This is a genomic window from Paenibacillus albiflavus (assembly GCF_004344915.1).
Classification (GTDB): domain Bacteria; phylum Bacillota; class Bacilli; order Paenibacillales; family NBRC-103111; genus Paenibacillus_AM; species Paenibacillus_AM albiflavus.
This window is the reverse complement of the sequence record NZ_SKFG01000013.1, coordinates 26,687-45,112: the sequence shown is the minus strand read 5'-3', so window position 1 is coordinate 45,112 and position 18,426 is coordinate 26,687. Positions and strand designations below refer to the sequence as shown.

Sequence of the window (18,426 nt, the reverse complement as noted above, 5' to 3'; positions counted from 1 at the left end):
ATTTTACTTGAAAATAGTGCAGGAGGAAACGGTGATTTATGGAGTGCTAGGCCGATCCCGTATGAAACGATGCATCAGGATCAAGCCCGATCACAATAGATTTAATTCTAGAAAGTTCTAATAGATGAATCGTAGCCGATAATACCGCCTCTCCATTCGAGTCATCTGCAAATGAATCAGGCAAATAACTCAGCTGCATATTCAAGCTCGATTTAAGTACTAGACATATCTCCTCTGTATGCTTGCTTCGAATCCAGATCGTACGTTTGAAGCTTAAACCTCGCAACATTAAGCTCACCATCTCAACAGCCAATAAATAAGCAACTGTGGAGTATAACGCCTGAATCCATCCGAACACAAAGCCCGCACTTAACAATATCAGGGTGTTCAGCAGTTTAATTCGCGGACCTGAGGCTAGCATAGCAGGCGACGCTGCGCGAATCGAATTCTCAGTAGCATCTAAAGAGCCTCCGAACCGAACAGCTAGACCGATCCCCACACCAAGAGCTAACCCACCGCAAATAGCAGCGATAGCAGCGTCTTCGATCAGAGATGGATAAGGATGAAGAATAATTGCACTTAGCGCAAAAACAAATAAACTAATTACCGTAATACCAACAAACTGCTTGCTTAGTCTTCGATAGGATAACAAGATGAATGGCAAATTAATCATAAATAGAACAAATCCTACTCTCATATCGGTCCAATAAGCCAATATTGCGGAGAGACCAGTAGCCCCTCCTACAATAATCGCATGAGGAATAAGGAATAATTCCAGACCAATTGCCGCCAGAATAGCACCAACGATAACAAGAAGAAGTCTAACGATAAATAGATCTTTGATATGGGACAAGTAGCAATCCTCCTTCTGTTAGATTTTACTGTTTTTTTCTAAAGCGAGCTTCTGCTCCCTTATAAGCTTTCGCTTTTCAAACTTAAATACCTTATCTAATGTTATATAAACGTACTTGGATTCCTTCGTAAGTAAAGGGCCTAATATCGCTAGTATCAATACATATAAAGCTGCAAACGGTTGAACAATCGCTAGTAATCCACCAGCCTTAGCAATGTTTGCAATAATAATCGAGAACTCTCCCCTAGCTACAATCGTTAATCCAATATTCGATGAAGCTTTAGGCGTTAATCCAACAACCCTGCCCGCTATCATCCCTGCAGTAAAGTTTCCGATCAGTGTAATTACAACCGCAATAAGGGACAGCCAGATTGCTCCTCCAAGCTCAAGTGGATTAATCGTTAGACCGAAGCTAAAGAAGAAGATGGCGCCAAAAAAATCACGGAAAGGAAGAATCAAATGCTCGATTCTTTTCATGTGAATAGTCTCGGCAAGCACAAGACCCGCAAGCAATGCACCGATCGCCTCAGCTACATGGATCGTCTCTGAGAAGCCTGCAACGAGGAATAGAAAACCAAACACAACTAAAATAAATAGCTCATTGGATCGAATGTTCAATACCTTATTAAGCAGTGGAGCTGCTTTGCGTCCTACAATTAACACAATTAACATGAAGCCAAATGCAGTTAATGCAGATAACGCAATCCCTCCCAAGCTCGTCGATCCACTTAATACGAGTCCTGACAGGATTGATATATAGACCGCCAGAAAGACGTCTTCAAACATAATGATACCGAGAATCATTTCGGTTTCGCGATTCGCAGTTCTTTTGAGATCAACCAGTACTTTAGCCACAATCGCAGTGGATGAACTTGTCGTAACTCCTGCAATGACTAATGTTTCTGCAAGCGGGAACCCTGCGAACCAACCAAATAGAAAACCCAAGGTAAAATTGATCAAAATATAAATCGTACCACCCAGAACAATAGATCGCCCTGATTTAATAAGTCTTCCTACCGAGAATTCCAGCCCCAGATAAAATAGTAAGAAGATAATCCCTATGCGCCCCATGAATTCAATAAAGGGTGTGCTATGAATAAACTGCAAGTTAAAGGATCCGAAGTCTAATGCATGAGGACCAACCGCCATCCCCACAATAATATAAAAAGGAATAACGGAGAAACGCAATTTAGCCGATACTAAGCCCGCAATTGCAATTAAGGCAATCGCCAATCCAACCTCAAATATCAATTCATTCATCTATTAACCACTTCCATTCAACAAAATCTGTTTAATCTGCTTCTGATGCTGTCTCTCTCCAAGAACAACGACCGTTGAGTCCGCTTTAAGGACATAATCAGGACCAGGATTAATATGCTTATCGCTGTTCTTTTCAATTGCAGCTATTATCGTAACCCCTGTTGTTTGGCGTACATTCAAATCACCAATGGACATGCCTACACTTTTAAAATGCAACTCGACCTTGTACCACTCAATAATGAGATCATCCAGCGCAACCTCAATCGTTTCGACCATCTTAGGCTTATAAGTCATCCCACCAATAATCGCAGAAAGTTGTCTTGCTTCATCATCATCAATCGTAATTAAAGAATGGCATTGCTCCTTATCCTCAGGATCGTATTGAAATAGCTCTCGCCTGCCATCATCATGGATAATGACCGTTAAATTCTCTCCGCTACGGGTGTATAGCTCATACTTTTTGCCTATGCCTGGTAGTACAGACTCCCGAATGTTCATGTAAATACTGCCTCCAATTTTCATATTAGACTTTGTGCCCACGACAAATAAAACTTATCTATTGATAAATTTTGACATGTTAAATAAACCTTAACAGGTTCGTAATTTAAAATTAATTTAAGTATTGAGAAGTAAACTTAATGGGACGTAATAATAGACGCTTCTTTATTCGCGCAATGGAAGGGTAATACAACAATACTGAGGTTAATAGAACATAACAGATTGAGGAATACAAATAAACAAGAATGCTCAGCATACTCATCTTGTCTATAAGTCGTTTCAACTTAATAGAAGAGGAAGTTAGTCTAGCCATGGATCTTTTATTTTCTTGGACGTTGATTTCCTGGTTAGTCTCAGTCGTTAACTTCTCGACGCCAGGCGTGTGTACAGCAAAGACCATCGCTAGTATGATCAAAATAAATGTGAGCAGCTTAACAAACCCAGATTGCCTTAAGTTCACGCTATCTTCACCTCCTTATGTAGTGTCTATTTAAGGATAACATAGAGTGGTAAGCATATCCAAACCTTTTTCCTCCATACATGCATGTCAAAAAGCACCAGCTTGAGCTAGTGCCTTTGAAATCAGGGTGTTTAAAATAATCGATTTATTAGCTCCAGCCCCAGAAGAAGCCATCTCTTTCCCAAGCAGCACGGCCGCCATGCATTTTCTTGAACAGCTTCTTAACTTCCTTATCGATCGACTGATTACCATTGTCATTCACATAAATAAATTGTTCTCCGAAATGGGTACGAATATAATCAACAGCATTACTTTGATAAAGAATACCTGCTGATTTAAGCTCTTGCAGCATCCACTCTGCAACTTCTTGCGCCGTAACGGTCAAAATTCTCACCTCTTATCAAGACGAAAGTTATAAATTCTATAATATCAAATAAAGCGCCCCTTCTAATAAAAGAAGGGACGCTTCGGATGTTAAATATCGTTTCTTAAACAAAACTGCCTTTAACTAAGTTAAAGGCAGTTTAGGTTAATTACAATTTAACAACGTTCTCAGCTTGTGGACCACGGTTGCCTTGAACTACGTTGAACTCAACGCGTTGGCCTTCGTCCAAAGTTTTGAAGCCATCGCCAGTGATTGCGGAGAAGTGTACGAATACATCGTTTCCACCTTCAACTTCGATAAAACCAAAACCTTTTTCTGCGTTAAACCATTTAACTGTACCTGTTTCCATTATGAAAAACCTCCAAAAATTAAATTAACATGGACTTTTTATTGTAAATCAATAAAACTCACATATTGGAAAAGCTATCATTGTACAAATGACACCCTTTCCAACACGTGAGTTAAGGTTTCTTTGTTACATTGATTACATTGTAGCATAGTTAATTCAGATGCGCAAGTGATCTATAAATTGTATTTTTTCTCTACCTGGCATCCAATAAGCATACCCAATTACATATAATTTTAACCTATTTTATCTTATTTTTAAGCTTATTTTATGATTTGTTCTTTACAATGGTGTTATGGAAGCTGAAACATAATCATTACTGTTACGTATTACTATTATATATGAATCCTCTGCGTAATATTATAAATTTTATCACATAGGAGTGAATATTCGAATGAGCCCTAGAAGAATGTTTATGGTAGGAACGATGGCATTTACTATCGCACTAAGTGCAGCATTATGGAACAATGAAAATATAAATACATTATCTTCAACTGATCAAACCGATAGTGTCACAAATCAGCGTGATGAGAATGGACAAGCGGATCATATTGTTGCTAAAGATCCATTACTTCAGATACTTGGTTTATCCTCTGATGAAGAAATGTACAGTGCTCTTAGCAACGGTCAAACATTAGCCGATATTGCATCTGATCATGAGGCAGATATTGAGCAAGTGATTAAACTTCAAACTTCACAAATGACTGAGCAGTTAGATCAGCGACTTGCAAGCGGCAGCATAACAGCTGAGGTCTATGAAGCGCAAAAAGCAGAGCTTGCATCTGTCATCACGGGTAGTGTATACGGACAGTTATAGCAGGATTTCATACATAAACCACCTCAGATGAGGTGGTTTAATGTTATATCTTAAATTATTCCAAAACAAATTTCTGATATTTCTCCATATCGCTTCGTTTACACTCGAGTGTCAGCATTGTACCTTCATTCTCATAGTCTGTAGATAGGATTTTAGCGTGATCATTAAAATAAGATACGAGCCCGCCCTCATCGTACGGAATTAACATTTTACACTGCACATAATCTTTGAAAATATGTTTGCGGATCAATTCGATAAGCTCATCAATCCCAATTCTTTGCTTTGCCGAAAGATAGACCGTCTCCCCCTGCAAAGAAGGAATCTCAATTTCAACCAAATCCGCCTTGTTGTATGCATAGATCGTTGGGATATTCTCAATACCAATATCCTTCAGCGTATCCTGCGTAATCTGAATAAGCTGCTTATAATTTGGATTCGAATAATCCACAACATGAATAAGCAAATCTGCTTCTGCTACTTCTTCAAGCGTAGAACGGAATGCCTTCACTAGATGATGCGGAAGCTTGCTTACAAAGCCTACAGTATCTGTGAGCAGGAATGATTTATTATCCGGCAGCTCGATGCTACGTACGGAGGTTTCCAATGTTGCAAACAGCATATCCTTTTCAAAAACCTGTTTAGCCTCTGTCTGACTATGCCTTTCCACCATCGCATTCATAATCGTGGATTTTCCCGCATTCGTATATCCTACGAGTGAAACCACAGATACTTCATTCTTCTTCCGTTTCTTACGTTGTGTCTGACGATGAGCGACAAGTGCCTCCAACTCTTTGCTCAGTATGCTGATCTTTTCTTCGATTCTGCGGCGGTCCAGCTCCAGCTTCGTCTCCCCGACACCCTTGTTCTTTGTGCCAACACCACCACCACCCTGTCTTCCCAATGATTCACGTAAACCGACTAGACGGGGCAGCATATATTGAAGCTGTGCAACTTCAACCTGCAGTTGCGCTTCACGCGTCTTAGCCCGCGACGCAAAAATATCCAGAATAAGTATGGTACGATCAATCACCTTACAATCAAGATCAGCTTCTAAATTGCGAATTTGGGAAGGTGACAGCTCATCATTGAAAATAACGATATTCCCTTCGCGTTCCTCAAGCAGCGCTGCTACCTCTTGAATTTTTCCTGTTCCAATATAATGGGAGCTATTGACCTTCTGCAAGTTCTGCGTGATCTGACCCACGACCTCGACGTCGCAGGCTTCTGTCAAATTTGATAGCTCTTCCATCGAATAATCGAATTCATAATCGCTTTGATTATTTAAATTTACACCAACTAATATCGCCTTCTGCGTTTGTTCCATTAATTAATCCCGACCTTTCGTATATCAAACCAATTCCGATAACGCATTTATAATACAGAAAAAAGCATGGATAACAGCACCTTAATCGGCTTTGTTCGTCCATGCCTGTATATTTTGCTTCAAACGTATAGCTCTAAACACAATAATCCTTGTGTACACAAGTAGAGCAGCTCATCCTCTAGTAGAAGGAAGAGTTGCATGCTACTAGCACAACCCAATTGGGTTGTGAAACCAGAAAACTAACTGTCTCTATAGAGACAGTAAATATCCGCGAGGCCGTACACCTTCACTCATTGTGGATCATGACGTTTGATTCAATAAACAGGTATAACAAACAAAACCCATAAGAAATACGACTATGCAGTCCTAGGGACGAACATGTTTCTTATGGAACCAAAAGAAACGGTTAAACCGTCTTTAAAGACGGATGCGTTTTGTTCGAACCTAATTATCTTAATCGTCCTGAAACCATGCAAAGAGTGTTATTGTACATTTCTGAAGGCCTCCTCTTGTAATATGCTTCTATATTACAGTACGTTATGTCGGATGTCAAAGCTATCCAATTCAGACAAACAATTTTCAAAAAAGGTTGATTCGGTTTGAAAAAAATTGATCATTAATCATATACGTCCATGTCGCTGATGGAACTCTGAGTTCTTCCTGATTTAAATCCATCTCCTCATTCGTTAACTCAAATGCTTGAAAACCACTAAGAATGCGGTCTTCTATCCGAGAGGATAACTGTTCGTAATAGGTAATGATCTGGCGATGAAATTCATCAAGTGGATTCTTGTTACTGATACTTTCAAGATGAATGCCTTCCTTTACATAAGCCATATAATCTAAATAATCAGCGAAGCAGCGATCCATAGCTAACAACGTTATGCGCTTCTCTAGTTTCTTAGCAGACAGCTCCCCATATCGTGTACAGACTTGTTGATACTTATCCGGCATCCGATTGGCCAAAAAGTTTAGTTGCAATTGATCAGTAAGAATTTGATATCTTCTTGTACATAGAAGTTGCCGCTGTTCCTCTACAATATCTGAATATTTATTTAAGGTGGCTCGAATTTCTTGATGCTGGCCGACCATCACACGTTGAATGTGCGCAATAGCCTTATGAATGACAGGATCTTTAAGTGGTTCATCCTGCCTTAAATATTCGTATTCTTCGGGGATTACATGATAAATGCCATATCGTTGTATAAGCTCATCTTCTAAGCTTACATAAAATCTTGTGCTCCCTGGATCTCCTTGTCTGCCTGCACGCCCTCGCAGTTGATGATCGATCCGAATACTCTCATGTAACGAGGTACCCATTACATATAAGCCTCCAAGCTTAGCAACTGCCGCATATTCCTCCGCATTCCCTCCACCTAAAGCAATATCGACTCCACGGCCTGCCATGTTCGTAGACACAGTAACGGCACCATACTGTCCTGCGCATGCAATAATAGCCGCTTCCATCTCATCATTTCTTGCATTCAGAACAGAACATGCGACACCTAACAACTTGAGCTGATTCGCAAGCTGATCCGATTCCTCAACACTTGACGTTCCGATAAGGATCGGTCGACCTGTACGATGAACATCTACAATGTCTGCAAGCATAGCTTGATATTTGGCCTTTTGATGAGTATAGATTAGATGAGGATGATCTCTTCTTCTACAGGGTTTATTGGGTGGAATGATTACCACTTCCAGGCAATAGGTTTGTCTAAATTCATCTTCCGCCGCTTTCGCAGTTGCTGTCATGCCAGACAGCTTTGCGTATTGACTCATTAGATGTTGAAGTGTAATCGAACTAAGAATTGTACCTTTGCCCCGTGATAGAATTCCTTCTTTCGCCTCAACGGCTTCGTGAATACCGTCTGGATAATGTCGTTTATCCGCAACTCGGCCTGTGAACTCATCTACGAGCAAGATTTGGCCATCTGACACGATGTAATCGACGTCCCTCTGCAATAATGCCTCTGCATGTAGAACGGTATGAAGCGCGGCAAGCAATTCGGCATTCTCTTCATCATACAGGTTGCCACAATGAAGAATCGCTTCAACAAGATCCATTCCACTCTCCGTAAAGTAGACGTTGCGCTTGTACTCATCGGTTTCATAATCGATCCCTTCTCTTAAGTACTGCTGCACGACATCGGACAATGTACGCCAATTCACATGATGATCAGCCGCTTCTTCACCTGCAATCACGAGTGGAATTCGTGCTTCATCCAATAAAATCGAATCCGCCTCATCCACGATTGCATAATGAAAAGGTCTCTGCACAAGCGAACTGACCTCATAGCATATGGAATCCTTCAAATAATCAAAGCCTGCTTGCTTAGCCGTTGAATAGGTAATATCCACAGCATATGCCACCTGTCGATCTTGCAAGCTCATCCGCTCTTGAATATAACCAACCGACAACCCTAGAAATTCAAATAGGGGAGATAACCATTCACAATCGCGCCGAGCCAAATAATCATTAAAAGTAAGCACATGCACTCCCTTACCAGTCAGTGCGTTTAAGTATGCAGGCAATACTGCAGCGAATGTCTTTCCTTCGCCTGTCTGCATCTCGATCAGCTTGCCTTCATGCAGGGCTATCCCAGCGATGATCTGTACATCGTATAGGCGAATACGCTTAATGCGCCAGAACGCTTCAATCCCTATTGCATAAGCTTCCACTAACAAATCATCAAGCACTCTCCCTTGAAGAGCTTCTTGTCGTAAGTGTAGTGAACTCTCTTGTAGCTCTCGATCAGACAATTCCTCCAATCGAATTTGTTTAATTTGGCTAAGCCTTGCTTCATAAGCTTTAAGTTTATGCTTAACAAGCCTCTCATGCATCCGTTCGAGAAGCTTTGTAGATCGATAGGTTTCCATAGCAAATCCTCCTCTTGGTCCATAACAGTCAATAATGAATCATTAGCTGATGTCCACAGAAGAGTTTCAGGTTCCTTGATCATTTGATATAAGATGGTAAGGATTAGACCTAATTCATATAAAATATCTAGTGACTGGATCGCATGGTTTGAAATTTGAATCCATACGCCCCCATCAATGATTGAATATACGAGAGTACACATTAGGAGAGTCGCAGTATTCTCCATTAATAATAAATAGCAAATAGGCGTATGGGTACGATCCAATTGGAAGTTATATAAGAAGCGATAAGGAAATAAAGGCAGACAGAAAAGAAGCATAAGCAGACTGATCCCTATCACCATATTTATTCCCTTCCTTCTCTTAAATGATTGAACCTATTGTACCAAAATCTGGACGTTTATTTCCAGTTTCTTTGTATAAAGGAAAAGCTTGACTTCCATAAATGAGTGCGATATATTGATACCAATAAAGCATCACAAATAGCGTACGATGGAAGCACCTCGTAATTAAGGTAAATGGATACCTTGGTTGCAGGTGCTTTTTTGGCGTCGCTATACACTTTTTCAATAAGAATGGGAGGTCTATTTGATGACAAAAGCTCGATTCCTGATTATCCTCAGTACAATCATCTCCATGCTCATGATTACCTCAACCGTATCAGCCGCAAAGATTGAAGTATCGAACACAACCAAATCTGCACTTACCAAAATGATTGAATCCGCAGATACCAAGCTGGCTAAGACGATCACCACTAACTTCGATGATCTCATGTCTATCCAAAAAGATAATGAGAAATGGGATGACCTTACTCGCAAATTAAATAGCAATAATAATGAGGATTTATCCACCGTTAAGAAACAGATAAAGCTGATTAATGCAGATAAGATAACCAAGCTGCAAGCTCAAGTAGATCAAGCAAAGACCAAACTCCAACCATTAACCACTCTAGGTAAAGCACTCAAAGAGCAGCTCACCGCTGCCAATAAGCAAAAAGATAAAAGTTTAGCAGCACTGATTCAAATGCAAATCGACAGTGTGCAGATTACTACTCAAATTGTTAAAGCTGACATCAGTGTTAAAGAGAAATCGCTTAAATCAACTAAAGAGGAAACTGCCAAGAAAGTTCAATCTATTCGAGATACGATTGCGGGTATCGATCCGATCAAAGCCCAAATCAAAACAAAAAAGACCGCTATAAGCGATCTTAATAAGCAAGTTGGTGAGAAATGGAGCAGCTTTCTGCAAGTAGTGAAGAAAGGTACTCCACAAGCGACTTCTGATTCATTAGCGAGTCTCGTCTCGCTTGATCGTACAATGAATAATCATAAGCAAGCGATCCATCAGTCTGAAAAACAAATTAACACGATCATAATGAAGGCCAAATCCCAGATTCCATAAATTTGTTTTCTCGCATTGTCTATTATTCTTCGCTCACATTTACTTTCATTCTAGCCTTGTATTTTTCTTTATTGTTATCTCTTTGCTTGCGCTTATCCTTGAGTGTCATATGATTCTCAGTTATTTCATAATCATGGCGCTTATGAATTCGTTTGAGCCCCTCAGGCACAAGATTGAACTGTTCATCCTTCATCAGTGCGGCGATCCCTACAGACTCAGGCTGCTTCGTAATGCCATACACTTCATTGAAGTATTCATCCGCACGACCTGGCACATAATTCTTAGGCTCTGGATAGGTGGTGATAACGCCTTCAAAATTCCGCAATACGACTTTATCTGGACTTTGGGAAATTAGATAGTTCGGTGAAAGTGCGATTTTGCCTCCGCCACCAGGAGCATCTACAACAAAGGTTGGTACAGCATAACCAGATGTATGACCACGTAGATTCTCCATTATTTCAAGTCCTTTGGATACAGGAGCACGGAAATGACCAATACCTTCTGATAAATCGCATTGATAAATATAATAAGGACGAACACGGATTTTCACGAGATCGTGCATGAGTTTTTTCATAATATGCGTGCTGTCGTTGACACCAGCCAAGATAACGCTCTGATTGCCAAGCGGAACGCCAGCAAGCGAGAGCATATCACAAGCCTTGGCAGCTTCTTCGGTAATTTCAAGCGAATGGTTAAAATGCGTGTTCAGCCAGATCGGGTGATACTTGCGTAGAATCGCGCACAAATTCTCCGTAATCCGCTGAGGGAACACAACAGGTGCTCTTGTACCGATCCGAATAATCTCCACATGTGGAATTGCTCTTAAATTGCTGAGAATGTACTCTAAAGTCACATCATTAATGAGCAAGCCATCACCGCCTGAGAGCAGGACATCTCGCACCTCTGGCGTTCTGCGAATATAATCGATAGCATCATCCAGCTGCTTCTTCGGCACACTCATGCCAACCTGACCGGAGAAGCGACGGCGGGTGCAATAACGGCAATACATCGAGCATTGATTCGTCACGAGGAACAATACGCGATCTGGATAACGATGCGTTAATCCTGGTGTAGGTGAATCTTCATCTTCCTGCAAAGGATCCTCCATATCATATTTCGTCTTCAGAATCTCTGCCGACAAAGGGACAGATTGCATCCGAATCGGACATCTAGGATCATCTGGATTCATAAGTGAAGCATAATACGGCGTAATGTTAAGCGGAATCGTGCGTGTGGATATGCGTACACCTTCTTCTTCATCAGGTGTAAGATTCACAACCTGCTTGAGCTCCTCAAGCGATCGAATCGTATTGGATAATTGCCACAGCCAGTCATTCCATTTTTCCTCAGGCACATCTTTATATAGTTCAATTTCTGTATAATGGCGACGCCCGCCAAGACGAAGTTCTTTCTTCAAGCTTTCTTCCGATATGGACATAGTCATTACTCCTCATTCAAAATATTTCGCATGCTTATACCTTGAATTAATAAGCAAGTTCCATGCCAATTATTTAAAATCGGATAATCGCCCATTTAAGTGGATTATTGGAATAAAAAAGAGAGGTTCACCCTCTCCTGCATGCCAAAAATCTGGCGGCTCTTTATTTTTTTGCTGCCAAAAATCTGTCACATCTATAATCACTTCGTAATATAATCACTTCGTAATTCCATGCTTATTCAATTTATATTGCAAAGCCTGTCGTTTCAATCCGAGTGCTTGCGCAGTTTGGCTAATGTTCCCTGCACATTGCTCGAAGACAGACAGGATGACATCACGTTCAAATTGATCGAGCATACTTGGCAATCCAATATCGCTAATAGGATGTAGTGCTGGCTTAAGACGTGCGAGTGGTGCAACTACTTCAGGCTGCGGCTCGAACAGAAAATCAGGAAGATGATGCTCTTCCAGCAGATCGTAGCCTGGTTCCATAATATTGAATGCTGATTCAATTGCATGCATCAGCTCGCGTATGCTGCCTGGCCATTTGAATCTCATTAGTCGCTGCAAGGCTGCGTCACGAATACCACGAACATGGGTACCGAACAGCTCATTGCAGCGCTCAATGCAATGATCCACGAGCAGTGGAATATCGCTCAGTCGCTCTACTAATGAAGGAAGCTCGATGTGAACGACATTTAATCGAAAAAATAAGTCCGAGCGCAAAATTCCTTTATCCAACGCTTCTTGCGGTGGAATATTCATAGCAGCAATAATCCGAACATCCACCTTCTGCTCGGTCATTCCACCGATCCGCCTGATTTTGCCATCTTGGAGAACACGCAATAGCTTAGCCTGTAAGGATAGATCGAGATTGTTCAGCTCATCAAAAAATAACGTTCCCCCATTCGCCTGCTCGAATATCCCTTGCCGATCAATCGATCCTGTAAAAGCGCCCCTATTCGTACCAAATAGCAAGGCTTCCATTAGCTCCTTGGGAACAGCTGCGCAGTTCTGAGCAATAAAAGGCTGATTTCGTCTGCTGCTTGCATTATGAATGCTTTGCGCTACTAGCTCTTTACCCGTTCCCGTAGAACCATAAATTAATACAGGGGACGGTGAACGCGCAGCCTTCTTAGCAATGGAAACAGCTTTAAGGAAAGCTGGATCTTGACCTATCATATCACCAAAATGGTAATCGGCTGTCCCGACGGAAGATTTATTACGTTGCTTGGAAACAGTTAGCTGTTTATTTAAATCCAGAATCTGATCGTACATACTCATCACATTCGAAATATCCTTTGCAATCTCAACAGCACCAACCATCACATCACCTTCATAAAGAGGATAGGTGCTATTAATGGAGGTAATCTGTTTCCCCTGCATATTCACATAGGTTTGGAGCTTATCCGCAATTCGCTCACCTGTTTGCAGCACGAGATGCAAGGTACTCGTTTCACTCGTTAATGATGGAAACAGCTCAAATACATTGAGCCCAAGCACCTGCGCTCGATCTAAGCCATCTATATTTGCCATCGTTTCATTGTAATACACAGTTACGCCTTCATGATCGACCATATGCACACCCACATCGATCATGCTTAATATCCATTCAAACTGAGATGCCCAATCCTTCAAGTGTATGTTCACCCCATTCCGCATTTGTAAGCACTTACATTTTGCGACGTTCCAAATAATGTATTTTATTCCATCATAACCTTCTTTGCTTCAAGTCTCAACAAGAACCCACCTGATCAATGTCAGATGGGTTTCGTCATTACAGTGTATCCAGCTTCTTCACCATATAATAGCGATCCGAGCCTTCGCCATATTCATCCTGTCTTGTTTCTGCTACTTCAAAGCCGACCCGTTCATATAGTTTAACGGCTCCTATATTGCTCGGTTTAACCGTTAAGCAAACCTCCGTGAATTGATCCTGAATAAGCATCGGGAACAAATGATCAAACAACACCTTGCCATATCCTTTGCCTTGCTTGTCAGGGCGGACATAATACCCGTAGATATACGCCAAATCAGGCTTGCGATAGTCACGCAGCAATTCGCAGACGGCAACGGGACGTTCATCCCCTTTTTCATACATCAGTAGTAATCGACCGTTGCGAGCAATCGGAACAAGTCCCCATTCATCAACGGCACCGTCGCTGCCAAACGCTTCAACTTCTAGCTGTTTCATTAAATCCAACATATCAACCGTTAAATGATCAGGTGTTGCAAAATAAAAAGAGCTCGTCATATTCTCTACTCCTTATTCGATTAATGGTAAGCTGTCGATGTCATCTATTGGCCATATGGGGCGCGGAATATGATGATAAGTAAAATGCTTAAATACATTAGAGGCAAGACCTGGTCCGTCCGTATAAATAACCTCACTTACAATCGGATCGAAAGCTGCGCGAAAATGGTTTTTTACCTTTAGGGCCAACAGTTTATACAATGTCGGTTCAATCCCAATATGCCGGAACAATTCAATGTCATTCGCTGATAGCGCCCTGCCCGTTAATAAAATGTCCAGCTTCCGAACACGAATATGTGCAGCACCTTTGGTATCAATCCCAAGCCCAGTATTCATCGGACCCGTATTATGGAATCTGCCGTCCGAGAGCTTTATCACTTCTGCTATAACCTCTACTGGCTCTCCGTATTCGGGAGCTAGCCTACCTCCTAATTGCAGCTTCAACTGCGCGCCAACCCCTGCATTCATGCATGCTTGCAAGGATTCGGGATCATACATAGCTCCGAACAATGCATGATCCTCATCTCGAAGGAGCAGCTCCCGCAGCAGACCAGTTGTATCACCTGTTCCACCACTAAGGGGATTGTCTGCAATATCTGCAATGGCAATAGGCTTATCAGCCTCTATTTGCTGAGCTAATGCAATAGCCTCTGGAATTGATGGCAATTGCATCACGAATTGATCACGAGCAGCCCATAACTGCGCTGCAAGCGCATCAGACACAGCGTCACCAATTGTCTGATCCGTCGATACGACAATTACACTTGCGCCCGCTTCTGGTATATCACAGTAAGGAAAGCCGCCAAGGACAGTCGCACTTATGATATGCGGATTGCGCTCCGCTTCAATTGCAGCTTGCATGAGATCAGCCATCGGGCCTTCAGCCGTGCGCATATTGACACTCGGCAGCATCAGGGCTAGCTTGCGAAATGAAGCATAAATGGGCTGCTTGGTTGCCATATGAAAGAGCAATGTTTGAGCCGCTCGAACCCCTTGTTCATACATGTCGATATGCGGATAGGTTTTGAAACCAAAGAATAGCGGTGTAAAAGTTAGCATCCGACTGCTCACATTCGCATGCATATCAAGTGTTGCCGCAATTGGAATGTCTGCGCCAATTTGTTCTCGAATTTCCGAAAGCAGCTCACTTTCAGGGTCGCTAACCCCCTCTACAACCATAGCGCCATGAAGTGCAAGAAGCAAACCATCGAGCTTACCCGCTTCAGCGATAGCTGTTAACATGGCTGTCTTGATTTCTTCATATGCATCGAAGGTAACGACCCCTGAAGGAATAGCAGCTGCACACACAAGCGGTATAATTGCCTGCTCCGCTTGTTCTAAAACATCGATGAAGCCGCCAACCTCTGTTTTCGTTCCTCGATATGCTGTCAGAATTTCTCTGCCTTTATAATAACCCTCTTCATAGAAAGACTGAATGCCAGTCTTCACTGGGCTAAATGTATGCGACTCATGATAGAAAAAGGCGATTCCTATGCGTTTTCTCATATTCTTCTCCTTCCCCCGAGTCCATCAATAGTTCGTATAGATTGTCTTCCACTCGGTCATCACATCAAACGCCTGATGAGACACTTCCCGATGCCCATTACCCGAATTCTTCATCCCGCCAAAAGCGAGTCCTGTCTCTGCATTGGAGGTCCCATTATTAATATAAACGAGTCCTGATTCCAGATCTTTCGCTGCACGATTCGCATAATGAAGGCTATTCGTATAGATTGAGCTAGATAATCCATACTCCGTATCATTGTTAATCGCAATCGCATCTTCGTAGCTCTCAGCCGTCATAATCGCTAGCACCGGGCCAAATACTTCCTCCCTGGCAATCCGATGATGCCTCTCTACGTTCGTGATCACGGTCGGCATATAGAATAAACTGCCAAGAGAAGCTGCTTGCCCCCCACATAGAATTGTGCCACCTTCTTGAAGCGCCACCTCAACATACTGCTCCACTGTCCGTAATTGCTTAGCATTGGTCAGTGGTCCCATATCGATTCCCGCTTCTAGTCCATTGCCAACCTTAAGCTTTGTCGCAAGCTCCACAATTCGCTTCTCTAGCTCTTCTTGGATAGAAGCCTCTACAATTACCCGACTTGCTGCTGTGCAGCGCTGCCCCGAAGTTGCGAACGCAGAGCGAGTAATGCCTGCTGCAGCTAAGTCCAGATCCGCATCCTTCAGCACGATAACCGAATTCTTACCGCCAAGCTCCAAGGAGATCCGTTTGAGATTGCGTCCTGCAGCTTCAGCTAGCTTCTTGCCAACTTCTGTCGAACCTGTAAAAGCAATGACCTTCACATCTGGATGCTCCGTGAGCCAATTACCCACTCGGCTTCCTGAGCCGAAGACCACATTAAATACGCCGTTCGGCAAACCAATTTCAACGATCGCTTCCATGAAGAGCTTAGCGCACGCAGACACATCCGAGGACGGTTTCCATACGATCGTATTGCCCGCTACGAGGGCGGAGAATATTTTGTAAGAAGCAAGTGCCAGAGGGAAATTCCAAGGTGTAATACAAGCAACCACACCTAGCGGTTCCCGAACCGTCATTATGGTACGATCCACGGCGCCAGATGGCACTGTCTGACCGAACATCCTCCTACCTTCACCTGCCATATATTTGCAGAATGCAATAATGGTATCAACTTCTCCATTGGACTCAGCGATAACTTTACCCATTTCAAGCGTCATCATCTCTGCCAGTTGTGGCTTGCGTGCTTGCAGAACATCTGCCAGCTTCCATAGATAATCTGCACGCTGCGGAGCTGGAACTCGGCGCCAGGCTTTAAATGCCTTATGCGCAGCTTCTACTGCTTCCCCAATGTTCTCTTTTGGCGACATGACGAATGTGCCAACGATCTCGCCATTTGCAGGATTCATGCTGTTGAACGTCTGCCAATTGTCTGCCTCCTGCCATGCTCCATTAATATAATTGCCTGTAATCACGGTCACGGTCACCTTCTCTCAATGACAGTATGAATGGCGTTAACCAAGATGGATAACCCTTCATTCAATACATGCTCATCGATATTCAAAGGCAGCATCAAGCGGATCGTTTGACCATAAACGCCACAGCTGGTAACGAGCAATTGATGCTTAAGCGCTTCTGTGCGAATTGCAGCTACAGCTGCAGCAGGCGTTAGCGCTGCATCACCTTGGAATTCAATGCCGATCATCATACCTAGACCTCTAATTTCAGCGATCTGAGGCAAATCACCGATTTGCTCCTGCAAATTAGCAACAATTCGTTTGCCCAGCGTATGGGAACGCTCAACTAATTTCTCCCGTTCAATTACGCGAATGCTTGCAAGTGCAGCAGCACAAGATACTGGATTACCGCCGAATGTAGAACCATGCGTACCTGTCTCCCACTTATCATGCAGCTCTCTGCGAGCGATAATAGCTCCAAGCGGCATTCCAGCAGATAATGCTTTAGCCATCACCAGAATGTCTGGCGTAACTCCCGAGTGCTCGGCAGCGAACATCGCTCCCGTTCTCCCGAATCCTGTCTGAATCTCATCAAAAATAAGTAAAATGCCGTATTTATCCGCAATCGCACGTAGCTCCATCAGGAAAGCAGGCGGTGCCGGTACGTAGCCACCTTCTCCAAGGACAGGCTCTATGATAATCGCTGCAACCTGAGAGGGATCGACCTGCAAGTCAAATAATTTGCGAAGACGCTTTAGGCAATACTGCGTTGCTTCTTCCTCCGAATCTACATCTAATTGCAATGAATACGGATATGGAACATGATACACGCCGCCTACAAGCGGTTCGTAATATTTGCGATACTTGGAGCTTGACGCCGTGATCGACGTAGCCCCTAATGTTCTGCCGTGGAAGGACCCTTCGAATGCAATGATATTCGGTCTCTTCGTTGCACTTCGCGCTAATTTAATCGCACCTTCAATTGCTTCCGCTCCTGAATTGCTGAAGAATACCGTATCCAGATTGCCCGGTGTAATCTCGGCAAGCTTATGTGCAAGTCTAACGGTGCTTTCAAAATAGCCATAGTTCAAGCCCAAATGTATGAGTTCGCCAGCTTGCTTCTGAATCGCCTCTACCACCTCAGGATGCGTATGCCCTATCGCATTCACGGCAACGCCTGAGACGAAATCAATATATTTTACACCATCAGTCGTCCAGAAATTGGCCCCATGCGCTCTCTCAATGACTAAATCGGTTATACGGGTCATTACAGGTGAAATATGCTTTAGCGCCATTGCATGCAAATCCATTACTTTACTTTTCTCTGTCATTGTCCCTTCACGTCTCCTTTATTCACTAATTGTTAAAAGCAAAACTGGCTCAACATAAAATAAGTGCTTGATACCTACGTAGTGACCGCTGCGAGGACGGATCATTCTTACGATCGCTGTTGTCACCAAATTTCCTGATCAGATTAGCCATTAGAGGGTAGAAATTCGCTGACAAAGGCGACCGCTAACGCTTCTCCAGAACGATTCCGTCCTCTCCGCTCCGTCCGCTATTTCTC

General features: G+C 42.8%; 16 protein-coding genes. 2 read left to right on the top strand and 14 right to left on the bottom strand.

What is annotated here, in order from left to right:
* Positions 1–46: 46 nt before the first annotated feature.
* From E0485_RS14025 to E0485_RS14000, 6 genes are all read right to left on the bottom strand, one after another.
* Positions 47–853 (bottom strand): YitT family protein, encoded by an 807-nt coding sequence (locus E0485_RS14025; RefSeq protein ID WP_132418687.1) that lies wholly within the window; start codon positions 851–853, stop codon positions 47–49.
* A gap of 18 nt (positions 854–871) precedes the next feature.
* Positions 872–2,113 carry a cation:proton antiporter gene (locus tag E0485_RS14020; RefSeq protein ID WP_132418686.1) on the bottom strand — a complete coding sequence of 414 codons (1,242 nt, stop codon included), beginning with the start codon at positions 2,111–2,113 and terminating at the stop codon, positions 872–874.
* 3 nt (positions 2,114–2,116) lie between these two features.
* On the bottom strand, positions 2,117–2,611 hold the full coding sequence (locus tag E0485_RS14015; protein WP_132418685.1) for a cation:proton antiporter regulatory subunit: 495 nt from the start codon (positions 2,609–2,611) through the stop codon (positions 2,117–2,119).
* Between the two features lie 112 nt (positions 2,612–2,723).
* Positions 2,724–3,071 (bottom strand): hypothetical protein, encoded by a 348-nt coding sequence (locus E0485_RS14010; RefSeq protein ID WP_132418684.1) that lies wholly within the window; start codon positions 3,069–3,071, stop codon positions 2,724–2,726.
* A 148-nt stretch (positions 3,072–3,219) separates the two neighbouring features.
* Positions 3,220–3,456 carry a DUF6953 family protein gene (locus E0485_RS14005; protein WP_165921181.1) on the bottom strand — a complete coding sequence of 79 codons (237 nt, stop codon included), beginning with the start codon at positions 3,454–3,456 and terminating at the stop codon, positions 3,220–3,222.
* 148 nt (positions 3,457–3,604) lie between these two features.
* A complete protein-coding gene (locus E0485_RS14000) occupies positions 3,605–3,805 on the bottom strand; it encodes a cold-shock protein (protein ID WP_132418683.1) in 201 nt (66 codons plus the stop codon).
* 391 nt (positions 3,806–4,196) lie between these two features.
* Here E0485_RS14000 and E0485_RS13995 point away from each other — a divergent pair, with 391 nt between their 5' ends.
* The gene (locus tag E0485_RS13995; protein WP_132418682.1) at positions 4,197–4,619 is read left to right on the top strand and encodes an SHOCT domain-containing protein; all 423 of its coding nucleotides are present in this window, start codon (positions 4,197–4,199) and stop codon (positions 4,617–4,619) included.
* Positions 4,620–4,674: 55 nt separating this feature from the next.
* Here E0485_RS13995 and hflX read toward each other — a convergent pair whose 3' ends face one another.
* Complete coding sequence (gene hflX / locus E0485_RS13990) at positions 4,675–5,943, bottom strand: GTPase HflX (RefSeq protein WP_132418681.1); 1,269 nt, start codon at positions 5,941–5,943, stop codon at positions 4,675–4,677.
* 579 nt (positions 5,944–6,522) lie between these two features.
* Entirely contained in the window at positions 6,523–8,823 is a 2,301-nt protein-coding gene (gene secA2 / locus E0485_RS13985) for an accessory Sec system translocase SecA2 (protein WP_235857574.1), read from the bottom strand.
* Between the two features lie 591 nt (positions 8,824–9,414).
* Here secA2 and E0485_RS13980 point away from each other — a divergent pair.
* On the top strand, positions 9,415–10,224 hold the full coding sequence (locus E0485_RS13980) for a hypothetical protein (protein WP_132418680.1): 810 nt from the start codon (positions 9,415–9,417) through the stop codon (positions 10,222–10,224).
* A gap of 22 nt (positions 10,225–10,246) precedes the next feature.
* On the opposite strand, the gene kamA is transcribed toward E0485_RS13980, so the two are convergent.
* The 6 genes from kamA to E0485_RS13950 form a co-directional block, all read right to left on the bottom strand.
* Positions 10,247–11,662, bottom strand: a complete 1,416-nt coding sequence (gene kamA / locus E0485_RS13975) for a lysine 2,3-aminomutase (protein WP_132418679.1) — start codon at positions 11,660–11,662, stop codon at positions 10,247–10,249.
* A gap of 216 nt (positions 11,663–11,878) precedes the next feature.
* The gene (locus E0485_RS13970) at positions 11,879–13,300 is read right to left on the bottom strand and encodes a sigma-54 interaction domain-containing protein (RefSeq protein ID WP_235857573.1); all 1,422 of its coding nucleotides are present in this window, start codon (positions 13,298–13,300) and stop codon (positions 11,879–11,881) included.
* Between the two features lie 139 nt (positions 13,301–13,439).
* The gene (locus tag E0485_RS13965; protein WP_235857572.1) at positions 13,440–13,916 is read right to left on the bottom strand and encodes a GNAT family N-acetyltransferase; all 477 of its coding nucleotides are present in this window, start codon (positions 13,914–13,916) and stop codon (positions 13,440–13,442) included.
* Positions 13,917–13,928: 12 nt separating this feature from the next.
* A complete protein-coding gene (locus tag E0485_RS13960; protein ID WP_132418677.1) occupies positions 13,929–15,422 on the bottom strand; it encodes a M81 family metallopeptidase in 1,494 nt (497 codons plus the stop codon).
* A 24-nt stretch (positions 15,423–15,446) separates the two neighbouring features.
* Positions 15,447–16,877 carry an aldehyde dehydrogenase family protein gene (locus E0485_RS13955; protein ID WP_132418676.1) on the bottom strand — a complete coding sequence of 477 codons (1,431 nt, stop codon included), beginning with the start codon at positions 16,875–16,877 and terminating at the stop codon, positions 15,447–15,449.
* Between the two features lie 8 nt (positions 16,878–16,885).
* A complete protein-coding gene (locus E0485_RS13950; protein WP_235857571.1) occupies positions 16,886–18,190 on the bottom strand; it encodes an aspartate aminotransferase family protein in 1,305 nt (434 codons plus the stop codon).
* Positions 18,191–18,426: the final 236 nt, after the last annotated feature.